Origin of the sequence: Nocardia mangyaensis (genome assembly GCF_001886715.1) — a bacterium.
Lineage (GTDB): Bacteria > Actinomycetota > Actinomycetes > Mycobacteriales > Mycobacteriaceae > Nocardia > Nocardia mangyaensis.
Genome location: NZ_CP018082.1, coordinates 7,230,255 through 7,255,578, shown reverse-complemented (window position 1 = coordinate 7,255,578; position 25,324 = coordinate 7,230,255). Strand labels below are relative to the sequence as shown.

At 68.8% G+C, this 25,324-nt stretch carries 13 protein-coding genes; 11 read left to right on the top strand and 2 right to left on the bottom strand.

Translation table 11 applies throughout. From position 1 onward, the window contains the following. Positions 1-4 precede the first annotated feature (4 nt). The 7 genes from BOX37_RS32870 (at position 5) to BOX37_RS32840 (ending at position 7,790) form a co-directional block, all read left to right on the top strand. Entirely contained in the window at positions 5-1,516 is a 1,512-nt protein-coding gene (locus BOX37_RS32870) for an MlaD family protein (RefSeq protein ID WP_071931007.1), read from the top strand. Next, positions 1,513-2,538: an MCE family protein gene (locus tag BOX37_RS32865; protein ID WP_071931006.1), complete on the top strand. Its 1,026-nt coding sequence runs from the start codon at positions 1,513-1,515 to the stop codon at positions 2,536-2,538. The genes BOX37_RS32870 and BOX37_RS32865 overlap by 4 nt, the downstream gene beginning before the upstream one ends. Continuing rightward, on the top strand, positions 2,535-3,530 hold the full coding sequence (locus BOX37_RS32860; RefSeq protein ID WP_071932087.1) for an MCE family protein: 996 nt from the start codon (positions 2,535-2,537) through the stop codon (positions 3,528-3,530). Before BOX37_RS32865 ends, BOX37_RS32860 begins: the two co-directional genes overlap by 4 nt. Next, on the top strand, positions 3,527-4,639 hold the full coding sequence (locus BOX37_RS32855; protein WP_071931005.1) for an MCE family protein: 1,113 nt from the start codon (positions 3,527-3,529) through the stop codon (positions 4,637-4,639). The genes BOX37_RS32860 and BOX37_RS32855 overlap by 4 nt, the downstream gene beginning before the upstream one ends. Continuing rightward, on the top strand, positions 4,636-5,733 hold the full coding sequence (locus BOX37_RS32850; RefSeq protein ID WP_240505143.1) for an MCE family protein: 1,098 nt from the start codon (positions 4,636-4,638) through the stop codon (positions 5,731-5,733). Before BOX37_RS32855 ends, BOX37_RS32850 begins: the two co-directional genes overlap by 4 nt. Further along, positions 5,730-6,905 carry an MlaD family protein gene (locus BOX37_RS32845; protein WP_071931003.1) on the top strand — a complete coding sequence of 392 codons (1,176 nt, stop codon included), beginning with the start codon at positions 5,730-5,732 and terminating at the stop codon, positions 6,903-6,905. Before BOX37_RS32850 ends, BOX37_RS32845 begins: the two co-directional genes overlap by 4 nt. Positions 6,906-7,034: 129 nt before the next feature. Further along, entirely contained in the window at positions 7,035-7,790 is a 756-nt protein-coding gene (locus BOX37_RS32840) for a hypothetical protein (protein ID WP_071931002.1), read from the top strand. Positions 7,791-7,876: 86 nt separating this feature from the next. On the opposite strand, the gene BOX37_RS32835 is transcribed toward BOX37_RS32840, so the two are convergent. After that, on the bottom strand, positions 7,877-8,440 hold the full coding sequence (locus BOX37_RS32835; protein ID WP_071932086.1) for a ribonuclease H family protein: 564 nt from the start codon (positions 8,438-8,440) through the stop codon (positions 7,877-7,879). Between the two features lie 10 nt (positions 8,441-8,450). Beyond that, positions 8,451-8,924, bottom strand: coding sequence for an SRPBCC family protein (locus tag BOX37_RS32830; protein ID WP_071931001.1), 474 nt, complete (start codon positions 8,922-8,924; stop codon positions 8,451-8,453). A 162-nt stretch (positions 8,925-9,086) separates the two neighbouring features. On the opposite strand from BOX37_RS32830, the gene BOX37_RS32825 reads away from it, so the two are divergent. The 4 genes from BOX37_RS32825 (at position 9,087) to BOX37_RS32810 (ending at position 25,320) form a co-directional block, all read left to right on the top strand. Beyond that, positions 9,087-9,443: an IS5/IS1182 family transposase gene (locus tag BOX37_RS32825; protein ID WP_071931000.1), complete on the top strand. Its 357-nt coding sequence runs from the start codon at positions 9,087-9,089 to the stop codon at positions 9,441-9,443. Positions 9,444-9,549: 106 nt separating this feature from the next. Further along, a complete protein-coding gene (locus tag BOX37_RS32820) occupies positions 9,550-10,410 on the top strand; it encodes an AfsR/SARP family transcriptional regulator (RefSeq protein WP_167660023.1) in 861 nt (286 codons plus the stop codon). A gap of 228 nt (positions 10,411-10,638) precedes the next feature. Beyond that, positions 10,639-11,382, top strand: coding sequence for a thioesterase II family protein (locus BOX37_RS32815; protein ID WP_071930998.1), 744 nt, complete (start codon positions 10,639-10,641; stop codon positions 11,380-11,382). A gap of 81 nt (positions 11,383-11,463) precedes the next feature. Next, complete coding sequence (locus BOX37_RS32810) at positions 11,464-25,320, top strand: type I polyketide synthase (RefSeq protein WP_167660021.1); 13,857 nt, start codon at positions 11,464-11,466, stop codon at positions 25,318-25,320. Positions 25,321-25,324: the final 4 nt, after the last annotated feature.

The following is a 25,324-nucleotide window of genomic DNA, read 5'->3' as shown; positions in this document are numbered from 1 at the left end:
CGCGATGATCATCGATCCGAGTGGGCGTGGCCCCACGATGAAACAGCTCTACATCGCCGGCGCGTGTGGCCTGGTGGTGTTCGCGGTGATCCTCGGCTTCCTGATGGCCAGGTACCAGGGCTACTTCGTGCCGAAGGTGAACGTGGCCGCCAACCTGTCGACCACCGGTGACGGCCTGCCGTCCAAAGCCGATGTGAAGTTCCGCGGCGTGCTCGTCGGCGTCGTCAAGGACGTCGACATCGTCGACCAGGGCGCCGGGCAGAAGGTGAACATCGAGCTGAAGCCGGAGTTCGCCAAGGGTGTTCCCAGCAATGTCACCGCCCGCGTCGTCCCGAGCAACCTGTTCGCGGTGACCTCGGTCGAGCTGGTCTTCAACGGCCCGTCCGACCAGTACCTGAAGGAGGGCTCGCAGATCCCGGAGGACCGCAGCGAGGGCACGATCGCGCTGCAGGACACCCTCACCACGGTGCGCGACATCCTCGACGAGATCGACCCGGTGCAGCTGGGCCGCGTGCTCGGCACGCTCACCCAGGCGCTCGACGGCAGCGGCCGGGTGCCCGGCTCCACCATCGTGCGCCTCGATCACTGGCTGACCACCGTCGCCGACGCGGGCCCGAACCTGGGCGGCATGCTCGACAACTTCTCGGCCTCGGCGCGCGCGCTCAACCAGTCGGCGCCGGAACTGATGAATGTGCTCGGTTCCTCGGTGCAGACCGCCAACACCATCGCGACCAAGCGGGATCAGCTGATCGCGCTGCTCGCCGGTGCCAGCGTCACCACCGACCAGGTGAACGACCTGTTCGCGACCAACCCCGATGTGGGTAAGGAAGTCACCGTCGGCATGAACGCCACGCTGGGTTCACTGGCCGCCGATCCGGCCTCGATCACCCGGGTCTTCGAGGTCTTCGGTCCGTCGCTGGCGGCGCTGAACACGACTTTCCACGGCGGCCCGAACGGCAAGCAGATGGTGTGGAATGCCGGTCTGACCTTCACGCCGTACAAGCCCTACACCGTCGCGGACTGCCCGCGCTACGGCGACCTGGTCGGCCCGAGCTGCTTCACCGCACCGGCCGAGGCCTCGCTGCCGCCGCTGCCGGAGAACCTGCGCCCGCGCAGGCTCGACTCGGCTGCCGGGCTGCCGCCGATGATCTCGATTCCCGGCATGCCCGACATCCCCGGCCTCACCACGCCGGTGCTGCCGATGCAGACCGCCAACGGCACCGAGGTGGTCCCGTTCGCCGGCACGCCGCTCGAGGGTCTCGTTCCGTCGTTCCAGATTCCGGGCCTGCCCGGTCTGCTCGGCGGCGAGCCGGCACCGGCGCCCGCCGCGGCACCGGTGGAACAGGCTCCGGCCGAACCGGCACCGGCGCCGTCCGGCACGCCGATCTCCTACCACGGTGACGCCGCGATCCCAGGATTCCTCGGCCGCAAGCCGACGACGTCCGAATATCTGCTGCTCGGTCCGATCATGAAGGGCGGAACCCTGCAAGTGTCCGAAAACGGGGGTGGCGCATGAGTATCCGTAAGCCACTGATCGGGTTCAGTATCTTCGCGCTCGTCTCACTGCTGGTCACCGTGGTCGTGTGGAACACACTGGCCCGCACGGTCGACGGTGACACCCGCAAGTACACCGCGATCTTCACCGATGTCCTCGGCCTGCGGCCCGGCGACGATGTCCGCATGGCGGGCGTGCGCGTCGGCAAGGTCGAGAACATCGAGCTCGACGGCAAGAACGACGCCAAGGTGTCGTTCATCGTGCAGAGCGACCAGTCGGTCTTCGACGACACCAAAGCCCTTGTCCGCTACCAGAACCTGATCGGCCAGCGCTACGTCGCGCTGGCGCCGGGCCAGGAGACGAGCCCGACCGAGCTCAAGAGCGGCGCGACGATTCCGATCGAGCGGACCGAGCCCTCCTTCGACATCTCGGCGCTGCTCAACGGTTTCCAGCCGCTGTTCCAGGCGCTCGAGCCCGCCGAGGTCAACGCGATGTCGGAGACCCTGATCCTGGCACTGCAGGGCGACGGGGTCTCACTCTCGGCGTTCATCGTCCAGGCCGCGCAGCTGGCGACCGATTTCCAGCGTCGGGACGCGATCCTGTCCGACGTGATCACCAACCTGTCCGGTGTGATGGCCGGGTTGGCCAAGCGAGGGGATGAATTGGAGACCCTGGTTACCCAGACCCGGGCGTTGATCGGTGGTCTCTACGACCAGGGGCAGTCGCTGCAGCAGTCGACGGTCGTCCTGGCCGATGCCACGACCTCGCTGGTCGGGATGGTCGGCAAGATCCAGCCCCAGCTGTTCGCCGCGCAGAACTCGTCCACCGCAGCGCTGAACCTGTTGCTCGCCAACGGCGCCAAGCTCGACCAGGCCGCCGTCGACCTTCCGTCGCTACTGGCTGACCTCGGCCGCATGAGCTCGGAGGGCACCCACGCCAACGCCTACCTGTGTGGCTTGGACGTCTCGCTCTACGGGGTGCTGTTCCCCCGCGGGCTGTTCAGCCAGATCGGTGGCACCTCGCACTCGGCGGTGTGCCGATGAGCACGCTGAAGTCGAGATTCCTCGGCAACCGTAACTTCTGGCTCGGCGTCATCGGGTCGCTGTGCATCGTGCTGCTGCTGGTCGGTTCGACGATCTACCAGTTCATCGGGATCGGCAAGCAGACCATCGAGGCGGAGTTCGTGCAGGCCGCCGGGATCAGGACCGGTGACAAGGTCGCCGTGTCCGGTGTCCAGGTCGGCACCGTCACCGGCGCCAAGATCGAGGGTGATCACGTGGTGATCACCCTCGACGTGGACAGCTCGCTGAAGTTCGGTCCCGACGCGCACGCCGCGATCAAGATGGCGACCCTGCTCGGCGCCCGCTACGTCGACCTGAACCCCGGTGACGGATCGGGGCTGAAGGACAAGACGATCCCGCGCAGCAACACCGACGTGCCGTACAACATCGCCGATGTCGTGCAGGTCGGTACGCCGAAGTTCGAGGCGCTCGACACCCAGAAGCTGGCCCAGTCGCTCAACACGATCAACTCCCAGCTCGGCGATTCGCCGGAGCTGGTGGCCCAGGCGCTCGACAGCGTCGGTGCGGTGGCCAAGGTCGTCGATCAGCGCAAGGGTGAGGTCGACAGCCTGCTCAAGGACCTGAACCGGGTCACCCAGCTGCTGGCCGACAACCGCAACTCGATCCTGCTGGTGATCACCCAGGGTGAGGCCATCGCCAACCGGGTGATGGAACGGCAGAACCTGCTGCGTCAGCTGCTGGACAACATCGCCACGCTGACCCGTCAGCTCGAGGAGATCGGCGCGCAGAACAACAACCAGTTCGGCGGCACCATCGGCCAGCTCAACACGATGGCCGAGGGTCTGCAGAAGAACAAGGAGAACCTCGACGCGCTGCTGCAGATCGGTCAGCCGACGGCGCGCTACTTCAACAACGCGCTCGGCAACGGCAACTACGGCGATGTCTCGCTGCCGTGGCTGTTCCCCGACAACTGGCTGTGCTTCGTTCAGGTGATCCAGGGGTGCGAAGGATGAAACTGACCAACAGGCTCCGCAGCGCGAAGTTCCTCGCGCGCACGGTGATGATCGGCGCCACCGCGCTGGCACTGGGCAGCTGCTCGCTGCTGCCCAGTCAGTTCGACGACGCACTCGGCCGCTCGACCACGATCACCGCGGATTTCGAGAACATCGCGGGCATGTTCGAGGGCAACGAGATCATGGTCCTCGGCCTGCCGGTGGGCAAGGTCGACAAGATCGTGCCCAAGGGCACCTTCGTCGAGGTCCACATGACCGTCGAGGCGGGGGTGAAGATCCCCAAGGAAGCGATCGCGGCGATCATCTCGCCCTCGATCGTCACCGACCGCCACATCGACATCAGCCCGCCCTACACCGGCGGCGAAGCGCTGAAGTCGGGCGATCATCTGCCCAAGGCGCGCACTCGCACACCGGTCGAACTGGACACGATGATCAAGACCATCGACCAGTTCGCCGCCGCGCTCAAACCCGAAGAGGGCCAGGAAGGTCTCGGCCCGCTCTCGGGCCGGGTGCTCTACCCGGTGCTCGACGGCAACGGTCAGAAGATCAGGGAAACCCTCGACGCGCTCTCGGGCGCGCTCAAGGTCGGTGTCGACAACAAGGACGCCATCTCCAACATCATCATCAAGCTCAACGAGCTGACGACGATGCTGGCCGACAACGATCAGTCGGTGCGCGATTTCAGCAACCGGATGACCGCCATGTCGGGTCTGCTCGCCGAGCAGGCGCCCGGTCTGCAGGCCACCCTCGATCAGCTCAACCAGTTCCTGGCCAACACCTCGACCACCTTCGGTGTGCACGCCGACGAACTATCCGCCTCGCTGACCGGCCTGACCAACGTCACCAATCAGCTGCGGGACAACTCCGGCGCGCTGACCGAGGTCGTCGACATCGTGCCGCTGCTGATGCAGAACATCGACGGCGCGATCAACCGCGAGCAGGGCTTCGTCCGGCTGCACGCGCTGATCGGTACCGCTCTCTCGGGCGAGATCGTCAGCGTCTTCTGCGAGCGGATCCAGATGCGGGCCGACGGTTGCCGCTCCGGGAACATGCAGGATTTCGGCCCCGACTACGGGCTCACCGCCGCACTGCTTGGACTGACGAAATGACCCTTATGACAATCAATGCCCGCCGCGCGATGGTCGCGGTGGCCGCGGCGGCGACGGTGGCGATCAGCTCCGGCTGCAGCTTCACCGTCGAGGACCTGCCACTGCCCACGCCGGGCACGGGCGGGGAGACCTACACCCTGCACGCGGTGTTCGACAACGCGCTGAACCTGCCCGATCAGGCCAAGGTCAAGATCGGTGGTTCCGATGTCGGGGTGGTGACCTCGATCAAGACGAAGAACTTCCAGGCCGTGGTCGACATGGAGGTCAGCACCGATATCGAGCTGCCCATGGGCAGTACCGCCGAGCTGCGCCAGGCCACTCCCCTCGGTGACGTCTTCATCGCTCTGTCGGAGCCGCGCGAGAGCACCGGCGCCGCGATGTTGAGCAACGGTGACACCCTGCCGATCGAGTCCACCTCGGCTGGCGCCACCGTCGAGGAACTGCTGGTCTCGGTCTCGATGCTGTTCAACGGTGGCGGTGTCGCCAGTCTGAGCCGCCTCGGTACCGAACTCGGGTCGATTCTCAACGGCAACGAGGTCGAACTCGCTCATCTGATCACCGAGATGACCGGCGTGATCGGCGAACTGAACAACAACAGCGCCCGCGTGGACTCCGTGCTCACCGAGTTCAACACTCTCGCCAACACCATCGAGGTGAACAAGGGCCAGCTCGGTGAGGTGGCCGACACGCTGCCCCAGGCGATCGGCGCCATTGCCGAGAACAACCGGGCCATCGGCGATCTGCTCACCAAGCTGTCCGTCGCCAGTGCTGCCCTCGGCGACTACTCCAACACCACCGGCGACCAGCTCAACGACCTGCTCGTCAATCTCGACAACCTGATGAACGCGCTGTCGGCGACCGGTGACAACTTCGGCTACGTGCTCGATCAGCTGCACGCGATCCGGCCGGGCGTCAACGCCACCTTCCGCGGCAAGGGTCTCGCGCCGTACGCGACGCTGACCAATCTCGACGTCGGGTTGCTGACCGATCCGGCCAACAGCAAGTTCCCTGATCTGAAGGACGTGAACGATTTCGTCGGCAGCTTCATCCAGGTGCTGCAGATCGTTCAGGGCCGAGTGGAAGGCCACCGATGAGCAAGGTGAAGAAGTTCTTCGGTAGCAAGATCGTGCTGGCGAACACCGCGCTGGTGCTCGTGCTGCTGTTCGGCGCGACCTACCTGTTGGTCAACGTGATGCGGGTGAATCCGCTGCGTTCGGAGTACGCGGTGACGGTCACTCTCGATCGCTCCGGTGGTCTGCAGCCGGGCAATGACGTGACCCTGCGCGGACACCGGATCGGTAAGGTCACCTCGATCGAGCTCATCGATCGGGGGCAGGCGATCGCGGCGAAGACCCAGATCGACGAGAGCTACAAGATCCCGGCCGACTCGATGATCCAGGTGGCCGCGCTGTCGGCGGCCGGTGAGCAGTACATCGACTTCCGGCCCAACAGCGATGTCGGCCCGTTTCTGGCCGACGGCGCGGTGATCGAGTTCGATCCGGAACAGATCAAGACGCCGGTGCCGGTGTGGGCGGTGCTCGACGACACCAGCGCGCTGATCTCCCAGGTCAACCCGCAGGAGTTCGACGTCATCCTCACCGAGCTCGACATCGCGCTCGGTGCGGGCCCCGACCAGCTGCGCGGTCTGATCAACGGCGTAAGCCTGGTGGTCGCCGGTCTGGACAACCTGCTGCCGCAGACGGTGAACCTGATCGCGAACCTGCGGGTGATCGCCCAGACCACCTCCAACGCCCAGCCGGATCTGCAGACGCTGACCAACAACTCGGGCGCGCTGCTGGCACAGTTCAACAACGCCAACGCCGAGCTACAGAGCGTCCTCGACAACGCCCCGGCACAGTTCGAGGCGCTGGGCGCCGTGCTGGACAAGACGGCCGATCCGATCACGGGTCTGGCGGCGAACTTCGTCGCCATCACCAAGGCGGCGCAGTTGCGTCAGCCGGCGTTGCGGCTGCTGTTCCCGTCGCTGGCGACGGGTCTGGAAGCGGTCGGCGCGCCTGCCCACGATGGCGAGTTCCACACCATCCTCGATATCTGGCCACGTCCCACCTGCTACTACAACACCGAGTACCGGCGGAACGAGGAAGTTCAGGACGGGTCGATCCCGCGCTGGAATTACTGCACGAACCCGCCCCCTGACCAGCAGATCCGTGGTTCGGCGAACGCTCCGCGGCCGAATGTCCCCAACAACGGCGCGCAGATGCCGCCGGGGGTCGACCCGAACGAACGAACTCCCATCCCCAGGTGAGTCGATGCCCGGTCCGGCTGCTCGCGGCCGGACCGGGCATACTCGCGGGAGAGGGCGTGTGGCCCGGCTCACGGGACACACGAAGAGATCGGTGCGACAGGTGTGCCGGGAAAGAGCAGGATTGATTCGATGACCAGCGACGACGCCGAGAGCAAGAAGGAATCTGCCGCGGCGGACAAGCCCGATCTGGACAAGTCCGAGCCCACGGTCGAGGGTGCGGCGGCAACTCCGGAAACCGACGCGCCCACCGCCGAGGCGGCGACCGCGTCCGTGCCGCCTGAGGTGCCGAGCGCGCGTCCCGGATCGAGCGCGGGGGCAGGCTGGATCGCGGCGGGTGTCGCCGGTGTGGTCGCCGTCGGCGCGATCACCGCGGGTACGGTGTTCTTCCTGCAGAACAGCAACAAGGCCGAGAAGCTCGATGCCATCGCCGACTCGACGCAGGCAGCCTGCGACTACGGCAACGTCTTGGCGAACTACGACTACGCCAGCGACCTCGACGGGTACATCGAGGAGATGAAGGCGGGCGCCACCGGCGACTACCTCGAGGAGTTCTCCGATGCCAGCGAGGCGCTCAAGGGCGCCATGGTGCAGGCCCAGGTGAAGTCCCGTGGTGAGGACGTGCAGTGCGGCTACCTGTCCGGCTCCACCTCCGATGTCAAGGCGCTGGTCACCATGACCCAGTACCGGTCGAACTTCACCCAGCCCGGTGAGGATCGGATGAACTTCGCGCTCGAGATGACACTGGAGCGCAACGACGACGGCAAGTGGCTGGTCAGCAAGATGGACTCGCCGCTGCTCAAGGGCAACCCCGGTGCCCCGGCTCCCGGCCCCGGGCCGGTACCGCCGGCGCCGGCCGAGGAGCCCGCGCCGGCGCCGGGCAACTGATCGGCACCCGGACAGACAGCGGGCCCCGGCAGCTCTAGAGCTGCCGGGGCCGCCGCGTGCGGTCCCACTCCGGTCGCGCCGCGCCGTCAGAACAGGGTGAGTGTTCCTGGCGCCGCTGGTGCGACCGGCTTCCCCGTGGCCCGCGGCTGGGTGGCTCGCGCGACTGGCGTCGCGTGTTCGGTGCTGGTCTGGACGGCGGGCGCCGGGTGGTCGCGGCCGAGCGCGGCCGCTTCGCGGGCGGCGAGACCGGCCAGCTTGTCGGCCTGCTCGTTGAAGTAGTTGCCCACGTGCCCGCGGACCCAGCGGAAACGCACCGGTCCTTCGCGGGTGGTGATGGCCCGGTCGATCTGGGAGATGATGTCGACGTTCTTCACCGCGCCACCGGTGGAGGTGCGCCAGCCGTTGCGCCGCCAGCTGGTGATCCACTCCGAGGCGCATTTGATCGCGTAGAGCGAATCGCTCTCGATGAGCATCGGTTCCGCGCCGGGGTGGGCGAGGATGGCTTCCAGTACCGCGCGGAGTTCGGCGATCTGGTTGGTGCCGGCGACCGCTCCCCCACTGGCCGACGGACCCTGATGATTCACCCAGGCCCAACCGATGGCGCCGCCGGGATTGCGCAGGCAGGAGCCGTCGGTGCTCACGATGATCATGACCGCCACCCTAGGCGATGCGGCCGACAAGATCGGTACCGTGGAATGCCTCTATCTCCCTTCGCAACCGCGACTCCGTTCGGCGCAGTGCCGATTTCGCGGCCGCGTCGACGAGGCCGTGGCACAGGCGGCCGAGCACACCGCGTGGTGGTGGATAGTCGGCTTCGGAGGTCAGGACCGACCGTTCGTAGCCGAGTGGGTCGAACCGTAGGGTCACGGTTCCGTATACCCGCCCACGCAGGGTATACCCGATGACGGCGTGCTGCCGGAATTCGGTGATTTCGCAGGTGACCTTTGTGCGAATGATCCCGAACAACAGGATCTTTGCCGTGTAGGCGGCGCCGAGCCCGTGATCGGGCTCGCCCGCCGGTTCGAGCGCGGCCACGCCGTACATCCAGCCGGGCACATGGCGGCGGTCCTGAGCATAGGCGAACGCGACCTCGACGGGTGCGCCCACGTCGCACGCATACCTGATGTGGCCCATCACGCAAAAGTACTATAACTCTCCTATTTATTTGCCGAGTTGGTCGATCGAATCGCGGTGACTCGGCGTGTCCCGGCGCGCCGGGCCGTGCGGCAACTGTCTCATGTGGTCCTGTGCCGATGTCGGCGTGTCGGAAACTGTTGTGCAGCAAGATATTCGACTATGAACGAAGCCCTGGCGACGCGGTTGGTGCCGGACCGGCTGTGGGCGCTCGTCGAACCGCAGCTGCCGGAATTCCGACTCCGGCGTCAAGGCGGCGGCACTGCGCCGACCGACGAACGCGCCGTGTTCGCTGCAGTGGTTTTCGTCCTGACCAGTGGTTGTCCGTGGCGGATGCTGCCACCGACCTTCGGTGTCACCGTGCCGACCGCGCATCGGCGGTTCATGGTGTGGAGCCGGGCCGGGTCGTGGCGGCGGCTCCATCGCGTCGTCGCCGTCCAGCATCGCGGCGACGAGACCATGGCTTGGGCGTACGAGATCGTCACCGCCGCGACGCGCCGAGCGGAAATACGTCATTGATATTTCGGCAGGAGAATCGGCATTTCGTGTGACCACATAAGACGCCGGGTCAGTGATATATATCATACCGATTCCCTCGGTGGGGAATACAATGGGCCGATAGGCTTTGAACGGTTGTGGGGTCACCTGGTTTGCGGAGTGTGGTGAGGGAAGTATGGTAGACGTCCGCTTTTCGATCCTCGGACCTTTGACCGTCGTCGGCTCCAATGGTGCGGCCCTGCATTCGGCGGGTAAGAATCATCGCGCGATTCTCGGATATCTTCTGATTCATTCCAGCAGTGTGGTCGCGATGTCCAAGCTGCTCGACAAGATATGGAGCGGAGCACCGCCGCGAACGGCGCGCAAAATGGTGCACAACGCCATTTCCGAGATTCGCAGGTCTTTCGGTAGCGACAACAACGAACCGGACTTCATCATTACCCAGAGCCCGGGGTACCGGCTGTGTGTCGATCCCGAGTCGGTGGATTTGTACGCGTTTCGGAGACTGGTGCGCGAGGCGAACGAACTCGTCGTTTCCGGCGATCTGCCGTCGGCCTCGGCGCGGTTCCGGGCCGGCCTCGACCTCTGGGACGGCGACGCGCTGTCCGACCTCGTCGAGGCGGGGTTCCGCTGGCCCGAACTCGGCGCGATCGAGAACGAACGACTCGCCGCCTACGAAGCCTTCTTCGCCGCTGAGCTGCGGCGTGGCCGGCACCACCAGGTCGCGACGGAACTCGACGGCGTGCTCGCCAAGTGGCCGTCGCGCGAACGGCTCGGCAGTCAGTACATGCTGGCGCTGTACCGGTCGGGTCGACAGGTGGAAGCGCTCGAGTTCTATCGGGGCGTCCGCCGCAGACTCAACGAGCAACTAGGCATCGCGCCCGGAATAAAACTCGAGCGATTGCACGAATTGATTCTGCAACACGATCCGCGACTCGATATCGATCCCGCAGTGTCAATGCCCGTGAACGGACTGCCGCTCTTCTGACTCGTTAATCATCCGCGAACCCCTGTCGATCGTGTCGACAGGGGTTCGCGGCCGTTGTGTGCGAACAGCTCGATTACCCGACAATTACCCTGCGATGGTCTGCGCGATTACCCGTCGATTACCACGAACAACGATGGTCTCTTGACGTTCCGACCGGTCCGCTACTACCGTGAAAATGGGCCTCAGTGGAGGTGTGGAGGATGCATTTTTCGCAAAGATGGGCTGTGTATGCACGGTAAATGGATCAGGCGTATATCGCTACCGCGCGAGCTAGCCCGAACGGCCTTGATCTGCTTTCCGCATGTCGGCGGATCAGCCACCTATTTCGCACCGCTGGCCCGATGTATCGACCCGGCGATCGAACCATTGTCCGTGCAATATCCGGGCCGGCAGGATCGTCGCCACGACGAATGGGCCGGTTCGATCGACGAGCTGGTCGACGGTGTCCTCGGGGAGCTTCCCGGCACGGTCGAGGGCCGCGCTGTCGCGCTCTACGGACACAGTATGGGCGCGATCGTGGCCTTCGAGGTCTGTCGGCGCCTGCCCGAATTCGGGGTCACACCACAGGCGCTGTTCCTGTCCGGCCGCCGTTCACCGCGCTCGACGCGCAAGGAGCACAACCACACCTACACCGAGGCCGAGCTCGCCACGGAGCTGCGCTTGGTGGCCGACACCGCGCCCACCTGGCTGGCCGACCCCGAACTGCGCGAGTTGCTGTTGCCCGTCGTGCGTAGGGACTACCGGGCCATCGAGAGCTACGTCTACACCGAGGGCAGACCGGTCGCGTGCCCGATCGTGGTGCTCACCGGCGACGACGATCCCTATGTCGACGTGGACGAGGCGAAGGACTGGGAGTCGTTCACCACCGGGGATTTCGCGCTGCATGCCTACCAGGGCAAGCACTTCTTCATGGAATCGAACCTGCCCGCGGTCGGGCAGCTGATGTCGGAGACGCTGGCCCGGCTGAACTGATTTCGGTGTGTTCGTGTCCGGCACGCGGCTGACGTGTCGATCATCGGTGCCGGTGTGCGCTCGAATGTGGGGAGTTGTGCCGTGTCAGAGTTCACGCGAGATATCGCCGTCGTCGGAATCTCCTGCCGGTTCCCGAAAGCCGATGGCGCCGGGGAGTTCTGGGAGCTGCTGACCAGCGGGACCGAGGCGGTCGGCACGGTGCCCGAGCAGCGGGCCGGGTTGTTCGGCGGCGCGGGAGCCAGTGCGCGCGGCGGGGTCGTCGACGACATCGACCACTTCGACGCCGACTTCTTCGGCATCACCACGAGTGAGGCCGACGCGATGGACCCGCAGCAGCGCCTGGCGCTCGAGCTCGGCTGGGCGGCCCTGGAGGACGCGGGCATCACCCGTGCGCAGGCGGGCGCGGCCCGGCTCGGCGTGTTCCTCGGCGCCACCTGGAGCGACTACGGCGAGGTGACCAGGGACGCCGATGAGCTCAGCGGATATTCGCTGACCGGTGTGCATCGCGGCATGATCGCCAATCGGCTCTCGCGTTTCCTCGGCGCCGACGGGCCGAGCCTGGTCGTCGACACGGGGCAGTCGTCCTCGCTGGTCGCGGTGCACCTGGCCTGTCAGAGCCTGCGCACCGGCGAGTCCGAGCTGGCCTTTGCCGGTGGGATCAATGTTGTCGCCAGTGCTTTCGGTTCGCGACTGCTCGACGAGTGGGGCGGCCTGTCGCCGGACGGGCACTGCTACGCCTTCGACGCGCGCGCCAACGGCTTCGTGCGTGGTGAGGGCGGCGGCATGGTGCTGCTCAAGCCGCTCGACCGGGCCGTCGCCGACGGTGATCGCGTCTACTGCGTCATCCGCGGCAGCGCTGTGGCCACCGGTAGCGCGGGCGGCCTGACCGTGCCCAGCGAGCAGGCCCAGCGGCAGGCGCTGCGCCTGGCCTACGCCGATGCCGGAATCGCCCCGCACCAGGTGCAATACGTCGAGCTGCACGGCACTGGGACCCCGGTCGGTGACCCCATCGAAGCCCGTGCGCTCAATGCTGAACTGTGCGTGGTCCGGCCGGTGGACCAGCCGCTGCGCGTCGGCTCGGTGAAGACCGTCATCGGCCACCTCGAAGCCGCCGCCGGGATAGCCGGTCTCATCAGAACCGCCCTCTCCCTGTCCGCTCGTCGGCACACCCCCACCCTGCACTTCGCCAACCCCAACCCTGACATCGACATGACGCATCTGCGCGTCACCACGAACTCCACCCCATGGCCGGACCCGGCCGCCGGCTTGATCGCCGGTGTCAGCTCGTTCGGCATGGGCGGCGTCAACTGCCATGTCGTCCTCACCGGCGCACCCGTGGCCACCAGTGCCGCGCCGGCCGCCGCCGCGATCGGCTCGGCTGGCGCGGTGGCCGCCGCCAAGCCGGATGCCGCTGGGACAGCGGTCGATCGGGTGCCAGCGGGTGAGCCGGCCGGGACGCGGATCGTTCCGTGGGTCATCTCGGGGCGCGGCTGGTCGGCACTGGTCGGACAGGCGGGGCGTCTGGCCGATCGCCAAGGGCACGTCGCCGATCGCCAAGGGCACGTCGCTGGGGACATCGGTTGGTCGTTGGCGACCACCCGGGCGGTCTTCGAGGCGCGCGCGGTGGTTTTCGGGACCGACATCGCTGAACTACTGACCGGTGTGCGGGCCTTGGCCGCGGCCGAGGTCGCGGACAAGGTGGTGACCGGCACGGCTGACCCCGACCCGGGGCCACTGGTCTTCGTCTTCGCAGGGCAGGGCTCACAGCGGGTGGGGATGGGTGCCGGGTTGGCCGCGTCCTACCCGGTGTTCGCCGAGGCGTTCGATCGGGTGTGCGCCCAGGTCGACCCCCTGCTCGAACCTGGTGCCCGTACGGCGGACGGACTCGCCCGCCGTGGCCTGCGGGCGATGGTCTTCGGCGCGGACGACGAGACCGCGACGGCGCTGGCGAGTACACGTTTCGCGCAACCCGCCATCTTCGCTTTCGAGGTGGCGCTGTTCCGCCTGCTCGAATCATGGGGTGTGCGACCGGATCTGCTCGTCGGACATTCGGTGGGCGAGATCGCGGCCGCGCATGTGGCCGGGGTGCTGTCGCTGGCCGACGCGTGCGCGCTGGTCGTCGCCCGCGGGCGGTTGATGGACGAGTTGCCCGACGGCGGCGAGATGGCGGCGGTCGCCGCCGACGAGGCCGAGATCGCCGAGCTCTTGGCCGGATACGAGGAGGTCGCCGGACTGGCGGCGGTGAACGCACCTGGCGCGGTGGTGGTTTCGGGCGCCGCGCAGGTCGTGCGCGACATCGCCGAGAACCTGCGCGGCCGCGGCAGGAGAGTGAAGCAGCTGGCGGTCTCGCACGCGTTCCACTCGCCGCTCATGCGGCCGATGCTGGCGCCTTTCGCTGATGTGTTGCAGGACCTGGCATTCGGTGAGCCCACCATTCCGATCATCTCCACGGTCACCGGACGCCTCGTCGCCACGGACCTGGGCTCGCCCCGGCACTGGCTCGACCACGCCCGCCGTCCGGTCCGCTTCGCCGACGCGATGGCCGCTGCCGCCGCCGAGGGCGCGACCACCTTCCTCGAGCTCGGACCGGATGGCGGCCTCACGGCGATGGTCACCGAATGCCTCGGTGATGTCGACGCGGTATCGATCGCGCGTGCCGGACAGGAGGAGACACCGAGCTTCCTGACCGCGCTGGCCCGCCTGTTCGTGCGCGGCGTCGAGGTCGACTGGCGAGTCGCCTTCGATGCCGACGTACGTCGAGTGCCGCTGCCCACCTATGTGTTTCAGCGTCAGCGCTACTGGGTCGGCGCGGCGGCCACGCGATCGGCCACGACGCCGCGCGAGGCGCATCGTTTCGGCGACCTGTCCGGCGCCGCGCTGACCCGAGCTGTCGAGCGCCTGGTCACCGACAGTCTGCGCCGCGTCCTCGGTCCGTCCGCCGACCTGTCCGCTGACAGCGCGTTCACCGATCTCGGTGTCGACTCGGCCGCCGCGGTCGAATTGCGCACCCTGCTCAGCCAGGCGACCGGTGTGCGTCTGCCCGCCGGTCTGCTCTTCGACCACCCCAAGCCGTCCTCGGTGGTCACGCTGATCCTGAGCCTGATCGGTGCGCTGGAACCACCAGCGGCACAGCCGGAGAACTCGCGGCAGGTCGACACCCACGACGATCCGATCGTCATCATCGGCATGGGCTGTCGCTTTCCCGGCGGTGTCGGCTCCGCCGAGGACCTGTGGCGGGTGGTCGCCGAGGGACTCGACGTGATCGCCGACTTCCCGACCGATCGCGGCTGGCCCACCGACCTGCACGACCCCGACCCCGAAGCCATCGGCAAGAGTTACGCGCGCGCGGGCGGGTTCCTCGACGACGCCGGTGATTTCGACCCCTCCTTCTTCGGGATCTCCCCGCGCGAGGCGTTGAGCATGGAACCGCAGCAGCGGCAACTGCTCGAGGTGGCGTGGGAAACCCTCGAGGACGCGGGCATCGACCCATCGGCTCTGCAGGGCGGCGATCTCGGTGTCTACGTCGGGGTGAACGGCCAGTCCTTCGACACCGACGACGCCGGTGCCGAATTGGCCGGCCTCCGGATCACCGGCACCGCGCCGAGCGTGCTGTCGGGTCGGCTGGCGTACTTCCTCGGCACGGTGGGCCCCGCGATCACGGTGGACACCGCTTGCTCGTCCTCGCTGGTCGCGCTACATCTGGCGCTGGGGTCGGTGCGCTCGAACGAGTGCTCGGTGGCGCTGGTCGGTGGCGTCACGGTGATGTCGACGCCGGGAACCTTCCTCGAATTCTCCCGCCAGCGCGGGCTGTCCGCCGATGGCCGCTGCAAGCCGTTCGCGGCGGCCGCCGACGGTACCGGCTGGTCGGAGGGCGTCGGCATGCTGCTGGTGGAGCGCCTGTCGCGGGCACGCGAGCACGGCCATCGAGTACTCGCCGTGGTCCGCGGTTCGGCGATCAACCAGGACGGTGCGTCCAACGGCATCACCGCGCCGAACGGACCTTCCCAGCAGCGGGTGATTCGCGCCGCGCTGACCTCGGCCGGGCTGGCACCCGCCGACATCGACGTGGTCGAAGCGCACGGCACCGGCACCCGTCTCGGCGACCCCATCGAAGCCGAAGCCCTGCAGGCGGCCTACGGCCGTGATCGGCAGCGTCCCCTGTGGCTCGGCTCGATCAAGTCCAACATCGGCCACACCCAGGCCGCCGCGGGGATGGCGGGCCTGATCAAGATGGTGTCCGCGTTCCGGCACGACCACCTCCCGAAAACCCTCCATGTCGACGCCCCGACCCCCCACGTCGACTGGACCGACGGCGGCATCGAACTGCTCACCGAGCCCCGGGACTGGCCTTCGGGTACGCGTCCCCGTCGCGCCGGAATCTCCGCCTTCGGTATCAGCGGCACCAACGCCCACGTGATCATCGAGGAACCACCGGGGGAGTCGAGCCACCAGCCGCCATCCGCCCAGCGGCGACCTCACGGCGGACTCGGCACCGGGCAGCCCGAACCGTCGATGGTGGCAGCGTCCGATCGGCGCGGGGTCCTTCCCTGGGTCGTGTCGGCCCGCGATCCCGGGGCACTGTCCGCCCAGGCCCATCGTCTGGCAGCCTGGCCGAGCGCCGATCCGGCCGACATCGGCTGGTCACTGCTCACCACGCGCGCCCGATTCGATCATCGCGCGGTCGTCCTCGGTGCCGACCGCGGCGAGTTGGCGGCGGGTCTGGCGGCGCTGGCCGCGGGGACCGCTGCCGAGAACGTGACCACCGGGGCGGTGCGGGCGCACGGCGGCACGGTCTTCGTGTTCGCGGGGCAGGGGTCGCAGTGGCCGGGGATGGCACGGGCGTTGATGGCGAGCTCGGCGGTCTTCCGCGGTGCGCTCGAGGACTGTGATCGCGCCCTCGCCGACCATGTCGACTGGTCACTGCTCGACATACTCACCGACCCGGATCAGGCCGCCGAACTGGACCGGGTCGACGTGGTGCAGCCCGTGCTGTTCGCCGTGATGGTGTCGTTGGCGCGGGTGTGGACGTCCTTGGGCGTGCGCCCGGACGCGGTGATCGGCCACTCGCAGGGCGAGATCGCCGCGGCCTGCGTCGCCGGTGCGCTGACACTGGCCGACGCGGCGAAGGTGATCGCGCGCCGCAGTCAGGCCCTGGTCGAGATCAGCGGACTCGGCGCGATGGTGTCGATTCCGTTGTCGCGCGACGAGGTCGACGAACGACTACGGCAGTTGCCCGGAAACCTCTCGGTCGCGGCGGTCAACGGCCCCCGCTCGGTCGTGATCTCCGGCGACGTCGACGCCGCGGTATCCCTGCTCGACACCCTGACCGAGGCCGGAATTCGGGCCCGTCGCATTCCGGTCGACTACGCGGCCCACTCGGATCAGGTCGCCCGGGTCCGGGCACGCCTGCTGGCCGATCTCGACGGCGTGTCCGCCTCGGCCGCCACGATCCCGCTCTGGTCGACGGTCACCGGGGAGTGGCTCGACACCACGCGGATGACCGCTGACTACTGGTATCGCAATCTGCGCGACACCGTGGAGCTCGAGCAGGCCGTCGCCGCGCTCGCGGCCGCGGACTTCGATGTCTTCGTCGAGGTCAGCCCCCACCCGGTACTCGCCATCGGCATCGAGGACACCATCGACGCCAACGCGGGCGCCGCGACGGTCGTCGGCTCCCTGCGCCGCGACCGGGGTGGTCTCGACGACCTGCTGACCTCCGCCGCGAAGCTCTACGTCCACGGTGTCCCGGTGGCGTGGGAGACGCTGTTCGCCGACTCGGGAGCAGCCCGCGTCGACCTGCCCACCTACGCCTTCCAGCACGAGCGGTTCTGGCTCACGCCCACGCCCACGTCCGGTGATGTCACCGCAGCCGGCTTGGCGCGCGCCGACCATCCCCTGCTCGGCGCGGCGGTCGAGATGGCCGACGGCACCCTGGTTCTCACCGGTCGCCTCGGCCTCGACACCCATCCCTGGCTGGCCGACCACGCCGTCGCCGGCACTGTCCTGCTTCCCGGCACCGCTTTCGTCGAACTGGCGATCGCGGCGGGTGACCGGGTCGGCTGCCCGCGCATCGAGGAACTCACCCTCACCGCCCCCCTGCTGCTCCCCGCCCACGGCGCGACCCAGATCCAGGTCATCGCCACGGGCGACGCGACCGGCTACCTGGTCTCGGTGCATGCCCGCACCGATGACAACCCGTGGACCCAGCACGCCACGGGCACTGTGGTTCCCGCGTCGCTCCAGACGCCGACCGCGGACCCGATCCGGCAACCGGCCGATGCCGTAGACATCGACGTCACCGACGTCTACGACCGGTTCGCCGCCTTCGGCTACGAGTACGGGCCCGGTTTTCGGGGCCTGCGGCAGCTGGCGCGACGCGGCGCCGAGCTCTTCGCCGACGTGCGACTGCCCGAAGCGCTGGTCCCCGAGGTGAACCGGTTCCTGCTGCATCCGGCCCTGCTCGACGCCGCGCTGCACGCGCTCCTGCCCGGCGCGACGACCCACAGTCCCCGATCCGGCCTGCCCTTCCTCTGGACGGGGACGACCGTGCACGCCACGGGTGCCACCCAGGTGCGCGTCCACGCGACACCGACCGCTCAGGGCGGCACCCGCCTGCGTCTCACCGACACCGCGGGCAACGCGGTCGCCACCGTCGACTCGGTCCTGCTCCGCGACGCCGACCTCGGCTCCTTGCGAAGCCCGGACGTTCCCCCGCTGTTCGGCATCGAATGGACACCGGTCGCCACCCCCGAGTCCGCGCGGGGCTCGCAGCAGTGGGCGATGCTGGGAACCGGCGCCGATGTCGTCCGTTCCTACGACAACGCGGCAAGCCTGGCCGCGGCGGTCGATGCCGGGTCGCCCGTACCCTCCGCCGTGTTGGTGCTCTCCCGCCCCGACCCGGCCACCGATCTTGTCGTCGACACCCATCGTCGTTGCCGAGCGATCCTGGACACCCTGGCGAAGTGGCTGCCCGAAACACGGTGGCAGCAGACGCCTCTGGTGGTCATCACGGTCGGCGCGACCGGTCCGGCTCCCCGTGACCCGGCAGGCGCGGCGGTGCGCGGACTCGTACGCACCGCGCAGACCGAACATCCCGGTCGTGTCGTCTTCATCGACCTCGACCCGGAAGTGGCCCTGCCCCAGCAACTGTCGAACCTCCCGCTCGACAGCGGCGAACCAGAACTGGCGGTTCGCGCCGGTACGGCACTGGCTCCCCGCCTGAGGAGGACCGGGCCCGCCAAGGCGGGGGACGCCGGTCCGCTGTTCGATCCCTCGGGCACTGTGCTGATCACCGGTGCCACCGGAACCCTGGGCGGTCTGCTCGCCCGGCACCTCGTCGAGCACCACGGAGTCCGGCACCTGCTCTTGGTCAGCAGGCGTGGCAACCGAGCGCCGGGTGCGGGCGAACTGCGCCGAGGACTCACCGAACTCGGTGCCCGAGTGACGATCTCGGCCTGCGATGTCACCGATCGCACGGCCGTCGCGACGCTGATCGACTCGGTGTCGACGCACCACCCGCTGCGCGCGATCATCCACACCGCGGGCACCCTCGACGACGCCACCGTCACCGCCCTCACCTCCGACCAGCTCACCCGCGTGCTGGCCCCGAAGGTCGACGCCGCCTGGCACCTGCACGAACTCACCAGCCACCTGGACCTCACCGCCTTCGTCCTGTACTCCTCCATTTCCGGCGTCCTCGGAGGCGCCGGACAGGCGAATTACGCCGCGGGCAACCAGTTCCTCGACGCGCTCGCCGAACATCGCCGCGCGCTCGGTCTCCCGGCCACCGCGATGGTCTGGGGCCTGTGGGCCGAATCCAGTGGCCTGACCGGGCATCTGGCCGAATCCGACGTGGTGCGAATGGCCCGCGCCGGCGTGCTGCCGATGAGTTCGGCCGAGGCCATGTCGCTGTTCGACCGCGCTCTCGGTGACGGCGCGGCGGTGGCCGTCGCCGCCCGCCTCGACACCCGGATCCACGAACGGTCCGACACCGTGCCCGCGCTGTTCCGTGCGCTGGTTCGTGGTGGCCGCCGCCGCGCCGCCACCACCGTCGACATCGGCGACCTGGCGCGGCGACTGAGCTCGCTGACCCCGCGGCAGCGGTCCGACGAAGTCCGCGATCTCGTGGCGAGGGAGACAGCGCTGGTACTCGGCTATCCCGCTGGGCGCGCGGTGCCGATCGAAAGCCCCTTCAGTGAACTGGGTTTCGACTCGCTCACCGCGATCGAACTACGCAACCGCCTCGGGTCCGCGACCGGACTCGCGTTGACCACCGGTCTGGTGTTCGACCATCCGACCGTCAGCTCGCTCACCGAGCATCTGCTCGAGCGGCTGGTGGGTGCCGCCGACCCGGTGGGCGTTCCGGTGACGCCCACGGCGGTGGCCGAGGATCCGGTCGTGATCGTCGGCATGGGCTGCCGGTTCCCCGGCGGCGTCGACTCCCCCGAGGGCCTGTGGCGGGTGGTCGCCGAGGGACTCGACGTGGTCACCGACTTCCCCACCGATCGCGGCTGGCCCGCCGACCTGTACGACCCCGACCCGGAAGCGTCGGGCAAGAGCTACGCCCGAACCGGCGGATTCCTGCACAGCGCAGCCGATTTCGACGCCGGCTTTTTCGGGATCTCGCCGCGTGAGGCCACCGGGATGGATCCCCAGCAGCGGCTGTTGCTCGAGGTCGCGTGGGAGACCTTCGAGGACGCCGGCATCGATCCGGTGACCTGGAAGGGCAGCGACACCGGCGTCTTCGTCGGCCAGATGTATCACGACTACGCCGCGACCGACCCGGTGCCGGAGGCGGTGGAGGGCACGGTGCTCACCGGTACCGCGGGCAGTGTGGCCTCGGGCCGGGTGGCGTACTCCCTCGGGTTCGTCGGCCCCGCCGTGACCGTGGACACCGCGTGCTCGTCGTCGCTGGTCGCCCTGCACCTGGCGGTGCGAGCGGTGCGCTCGGGAGAGTGCGGCGCCGCGCTGGCCGGCGGTGTCACGGTGATGTCCTCGCCGCGCTCGTTCGTCGAGTTCTCCCGCCAGCGCGGCCTGGCCGCCGATGGGCGATGCAAGTCGTTCGCGGCCGCCGCCGATGGTGCGGGCTGGGCCGAAGGCGTCGGCTTGGTGCTGGTGGAGCGGCTCTCCGCGGCCCGCCGCCACGGTCACCGCGTGCTCGCCGTGGTGCGCGGGACAGCGGTGAACCAGGACGGCGCGTCCAACGGACTGACCGCCCCGAACGGCCCGTCCCAACAGCGAGTGATCCGGCAGGCGCTCGACGCCGCCGGGCTGGCCCCCGCCGAGGTCGACGTGGTGGAGGCGCACGGTACCGGTACCCGGCTCGGCGACCCGATCGAAGCCGAGGCGCTGTTGGCCACCTACGGTCGCGACCGCGCCCCGGACCGGCCGCTGTGGCTGGGCTCGGTGAAATCCAATATCGGGCACACCCAGGCCGCCGCGGGCATGGCGGGCGTCATCAAGATGGTCCTGTCGATGCGCCACCACCGACTCCCCCGGACCCTGCACGTCGACGCGCCATCCCCCCTGGTCGGCTGGTCGGCCGGTGCGGTCCGGCTGCTCACCGAATCCCGTCCGTGGCCGGCCACCGACCGGCCCCGTCGAGCCGGCGTCTCCTCCTTCGGTATCAGCGGCACCAACGCCCATGTCGTCCTGGAAGAACCAGCGGACCGGTCCAGCTCGTCGCCGACGGCCGAGCCACCGCTGTCGGCGGCCACCCTCGCGGCCGGACCAGGCCCGTCGGCGCACCAGCTCGCCGCGATGTCACCGGGCGACACCGCTGCGCGCACAGACCCGGGGTCGACCGAATCGCCGCGAGCCGACACCGCGCCGACGCCCGGAGCGGGTGACGCTTCGCCACTGCCGATGCCCTGGATCGTGTCCGCGCGGAGCGAGACCGCGCTGACCGGCCAGGCGCAGCGGCTGGCGGCATGGCCGATCGACCATGCCGCGGATATCGGGTGGTCGCTGTTGACGACCCGGTCGCTGTTCGATCATCGCGCCGTCATCCTCGGCGGCGACATCGGTGAACTGCGCGCCGGTGTCGATGCCCTGGCCGCGGGGGCACCGACCTCCGCCGTGATCACCGGCTCCGTCGACCCGCACGGTGGCGGGCTGGCCTTCGTCTTCGCCGGGCAGGGATCACAGCGAGTCGGTATGGGACGCGAACTGTATGCCGCGTTCCCGGTGTTCGCCACCACGTTCGATGGCGTGTGCGCGCAGCTGGATCCTCTGGTGGGCACCAGCCTTCGGGACGCCGTCTTCGACGTCTCGCTCGCGGGCGAGGCGGTACTCGACCGGACTCGCCTGGCCCAGCCGGCCATCTTCGCTGTCGAGGTGGCGCTGTACCGCCTGCTGGAGTCGTGGGGGGTACACCCCGACGTGCTGGTCGGGCATTCGGTGGGCGAGATCGCGGTCGCGCACGTCGCGGGAGTGCTCACCCTGCCGGACGCCTGCTTGCTGGTCGCCGCGCGCGGCTCGCTGATGGATGACCTGCCCGGTGGCGGGGCCATGGCCGCGGTCTCGGCCGACGAACACGAGGTCGGCCTGCTGCTGGCGGGCCGGGAATCGGTGGCCGGGCTGGCGGCGGTGAACGCGCCGGAATCGGTGGTGGTCTCCGGCGCGGTCGAGGCGATCGATCAGATCACCGGCACCCTGCGCGCCCGCGGCCGCCGGGTGAAGCCGCTGCGGGTCTCGCACGCGTTCCATTCGCCGCTGATGGAACCGATGCTGGCCGCGTTCGAAGAAGTGCTGCGGCGCATCGACTTCGGCGAACCACGGTTGCCGGTGTTCTCCACGGTCACCGGCCGGCTCGCCACCGGCGGCGATCTGCGCACACCGGAGTACTGGCTCGAACACGTGTGCCGTCCGGTCCGCTTCGCCGATGCCGTGACGCGGGCGGCACACGAGGGCGGGTCAACCACCTTCGTGGAGGTGGGCGCCGACGGCGGCCTGTCATCGCTGATCAGCGGCGTTCTCCACGGCGACCGCACCACTGTCCCCATCCTGCGCCCACCGCACGCGGAGGTAGCGGGTTTCCGCACCGCGCTGGCTCGGCTGTTCGTCCGGGGAACTCCGGTGCAGTGGCGAACCGCGTATCAGGGCAGGGCGGCCCGCACGGTGACGCTGCCCACGTATGCCTTTGCCCACCAACGCTATTGGCTGCCGCAGCACACACCGACGCACAGTGCCGAATCGCGCTCGACGGGCCATCCGCTGGTGACCGAGGCGGTGGACACCGCCCAGGGCGGCGCGCTGCTCACCGGACGCCTCGCTCTCGCCACCCACCCCTGGCTGGCCGATCACACGGTCGGCGGGCTGGTCCTGGTACCCGGCACCACTTTCGTGGAACTGCTGTGCGCGGCGGGAGACCGCATCGGGTGCGACCGAATAGACGAACTGACCTTGGCCAGGCCCCTCGCCCTGCCCGCCGAAGGCACGGTCGACATCCAGGTCGCGGTCGCCGAGGCCGATGAATCGGGCCGACACGCGGTGACGGTGCACTCCCGCCCCGTCGGCGACGCCGCCTGGACCGCCCACGCCACCGGCACCGTCAGCGAGGCTGATCAGCCCTGGCCACCACCGGTGACACCTGTGACGGCGTGGCCACCACCTGAGGCCACGGAGGTCGACCTCACCGGCGCCTACGACCATTTCGCCGAACACGGCTATCACTACGGCCCCGCGTTTCAGAGCCTGCGCCGAACCTGGACCCACGGCGCGGACATTCTCGCCGAGGTCGCGCTGCCAGAGGAATACCTCGAGGCCGCCGCGCAATTCGTGCTGCATCCCGCACTGTTCGACGCCGTTCTCCACGCCCTGCTGCCCGGCGTCACCGACACCGTGGCGGCCGGCAGCGTGCCGTTCTCCCTGACCGGTGTGCGCATCGCCGCCACCGGCGTGGCCCACCTGCGGGCCAGGCTGGTGCCGACCGCGACCGACACCGTGGCGATCCACCTGTTCGACACCGCCGGACAGGAACTGGCCGTGGTCGATGCGCTCCGCGTCCGCCGATCCCCCATCCCCGCGCCGGCCCCGGCCGATGGCGCACTGCTCACGGTGGACTGGGTGACCGCGCGAGCCGGGGCCGCGGCGTCGGCTCGTGACTGGGCGGTCCTCGGCGCACCGGCGGCGACCGAGATCTTCACCGCCCGCGGGCTGGGTTCCCGAGTCGCCGATCTCGCCTCCCTGCGGGACGCTCAGACAACTCCCCCTGTTGTCCTGCTGCCCGCGTCACGAGCTGACACGGGTGCGGTCACCTCGGCACCGGACGGTGTCGACAGCGCCGCCGACACCGCTCGACGCTGCGCCGAAGCGCTCGCGCTGATCCGAGAACTGCTGACCGACAGCGCCTTCGACCGCACCCGGATAGTCGCTGTCACCAGCGGCGCGGCGGGCGAAACACCCACCGACCTCGGCGGCGCCGCCGTGCGTGGTCTGTTGCGTTCTGCCCAGTCCGAACATCCCGGCCGCATCCTGCTCGTCGACCTCGACGACAACACCGAACCGGAGGTCCTGACCACCCTGCTCGCCCTCGACGAGCCGGACCTGATGCTCCGTGACGGCACGGTCTGGGTGCCACGCCTGATCCACGCACCCCAGCCACCGACCGGATCGTCCACCGCCGCGGTTGATCCGTTCGCCGCGGGCACGGTGCTGATCACCGGTGGCACCGCCGGTTTGGGCAGTCGGCTCGCCCGGCATCTGGTCGCCCGCCACGGCGCGCGCGACCTCGTTCTGGTCTCCCGCCGTGGCGACCGGACACCGGGCATCGCCGACCTGCTCGGCGAACTCACCGACCTCGGCGCGCGCGTTCGGGTGCTGGCCCGCGACGTCGGCGACTCCCACGCGGTCGCCGAATTGGTCCGCGAATTGCCGGATCTGCGTGCGATCGTCCACGTCGCGGGGACGGTCGCCGACGGTCTGGTGACCTCGATGGACCGCGATCAGCTCACTGCCGTCCTCACCCCCAAGGTGGCTGCGGCCTGGGCCCTGCACAAGGCCACCGAAGACCACGACCTCGCCGCCTTCGTGGTCTTCTCCTCGGTCGCGGGCATCCTCGGCACCCCGGGTCAGGCGAACTACGCGGCCGCCAACTCCTTTCTGGACGCCCTCATGCGCTCGCGAGCCGCCCGCGGCCGCCCCGGCCTCGCGCTGGCCTGGGGTCTGTGGGACCAGGCCACCGGCCTCACCGGCCACCTCGACCGAGCCGACCGGGTCCGGCTGGCGCGCAGCGGCATCGCCGCCATGTCCACCGAGACCGGTCTGCGCCTGTTCGACGCGGCTCTCCCCCATCGCGCGGGTGTGCTGGCCGCCGCACAGTGGGACCACTCCGCGATCCCCGCTCCGGTGCCGTCACTGTGGCGAAAGCTGGTGCGTGCCAGCCCTCGCCGTGCGGCCGGCGCCACGACAGCGGCACCGGACTGGCGGCGGCGAACCGAATCGCTGGCACCGCAGCGTCGCGCGGCGGCCGTCCGCGCCCTGGTCGAATCCGAAGTGAACCGAGTACTCGGTTACTCCGGCAGCGAAGAATTGCCGCTCGACCGCGCACTGGGCGAATTGGGTTTCGATTCGCTCACCGCGGTGGAATTGCGCAATCGGCTGAATTCCCAGACCGGCCTGAGCCTGCCCGCCGGTGTCGTTTTCGACCATCCGACCACCCGCGCGCTCGCCGAGCATCTTCTCGAACAACTGACTGGCCCACCAGTTTCCGATACGACCGAAACGCTGACGCGAATAGTCGAATTGGCCGACCAGCTCGAAGTGCTGGTGGCCGACGGCGCACGGCCGGAGCTGGACCAGGAGCCGGTTCTCTATCGCTTGGAAGCACTGCTGTCGAAGCTCCGCTCGGCAGCCGACGATGACGAATATCGCCGCCTCGCCGAGGCTCCGATCGACGACATCATCGACCTGATCGATCAAGAAGAAGACCTACGGTAGGGGT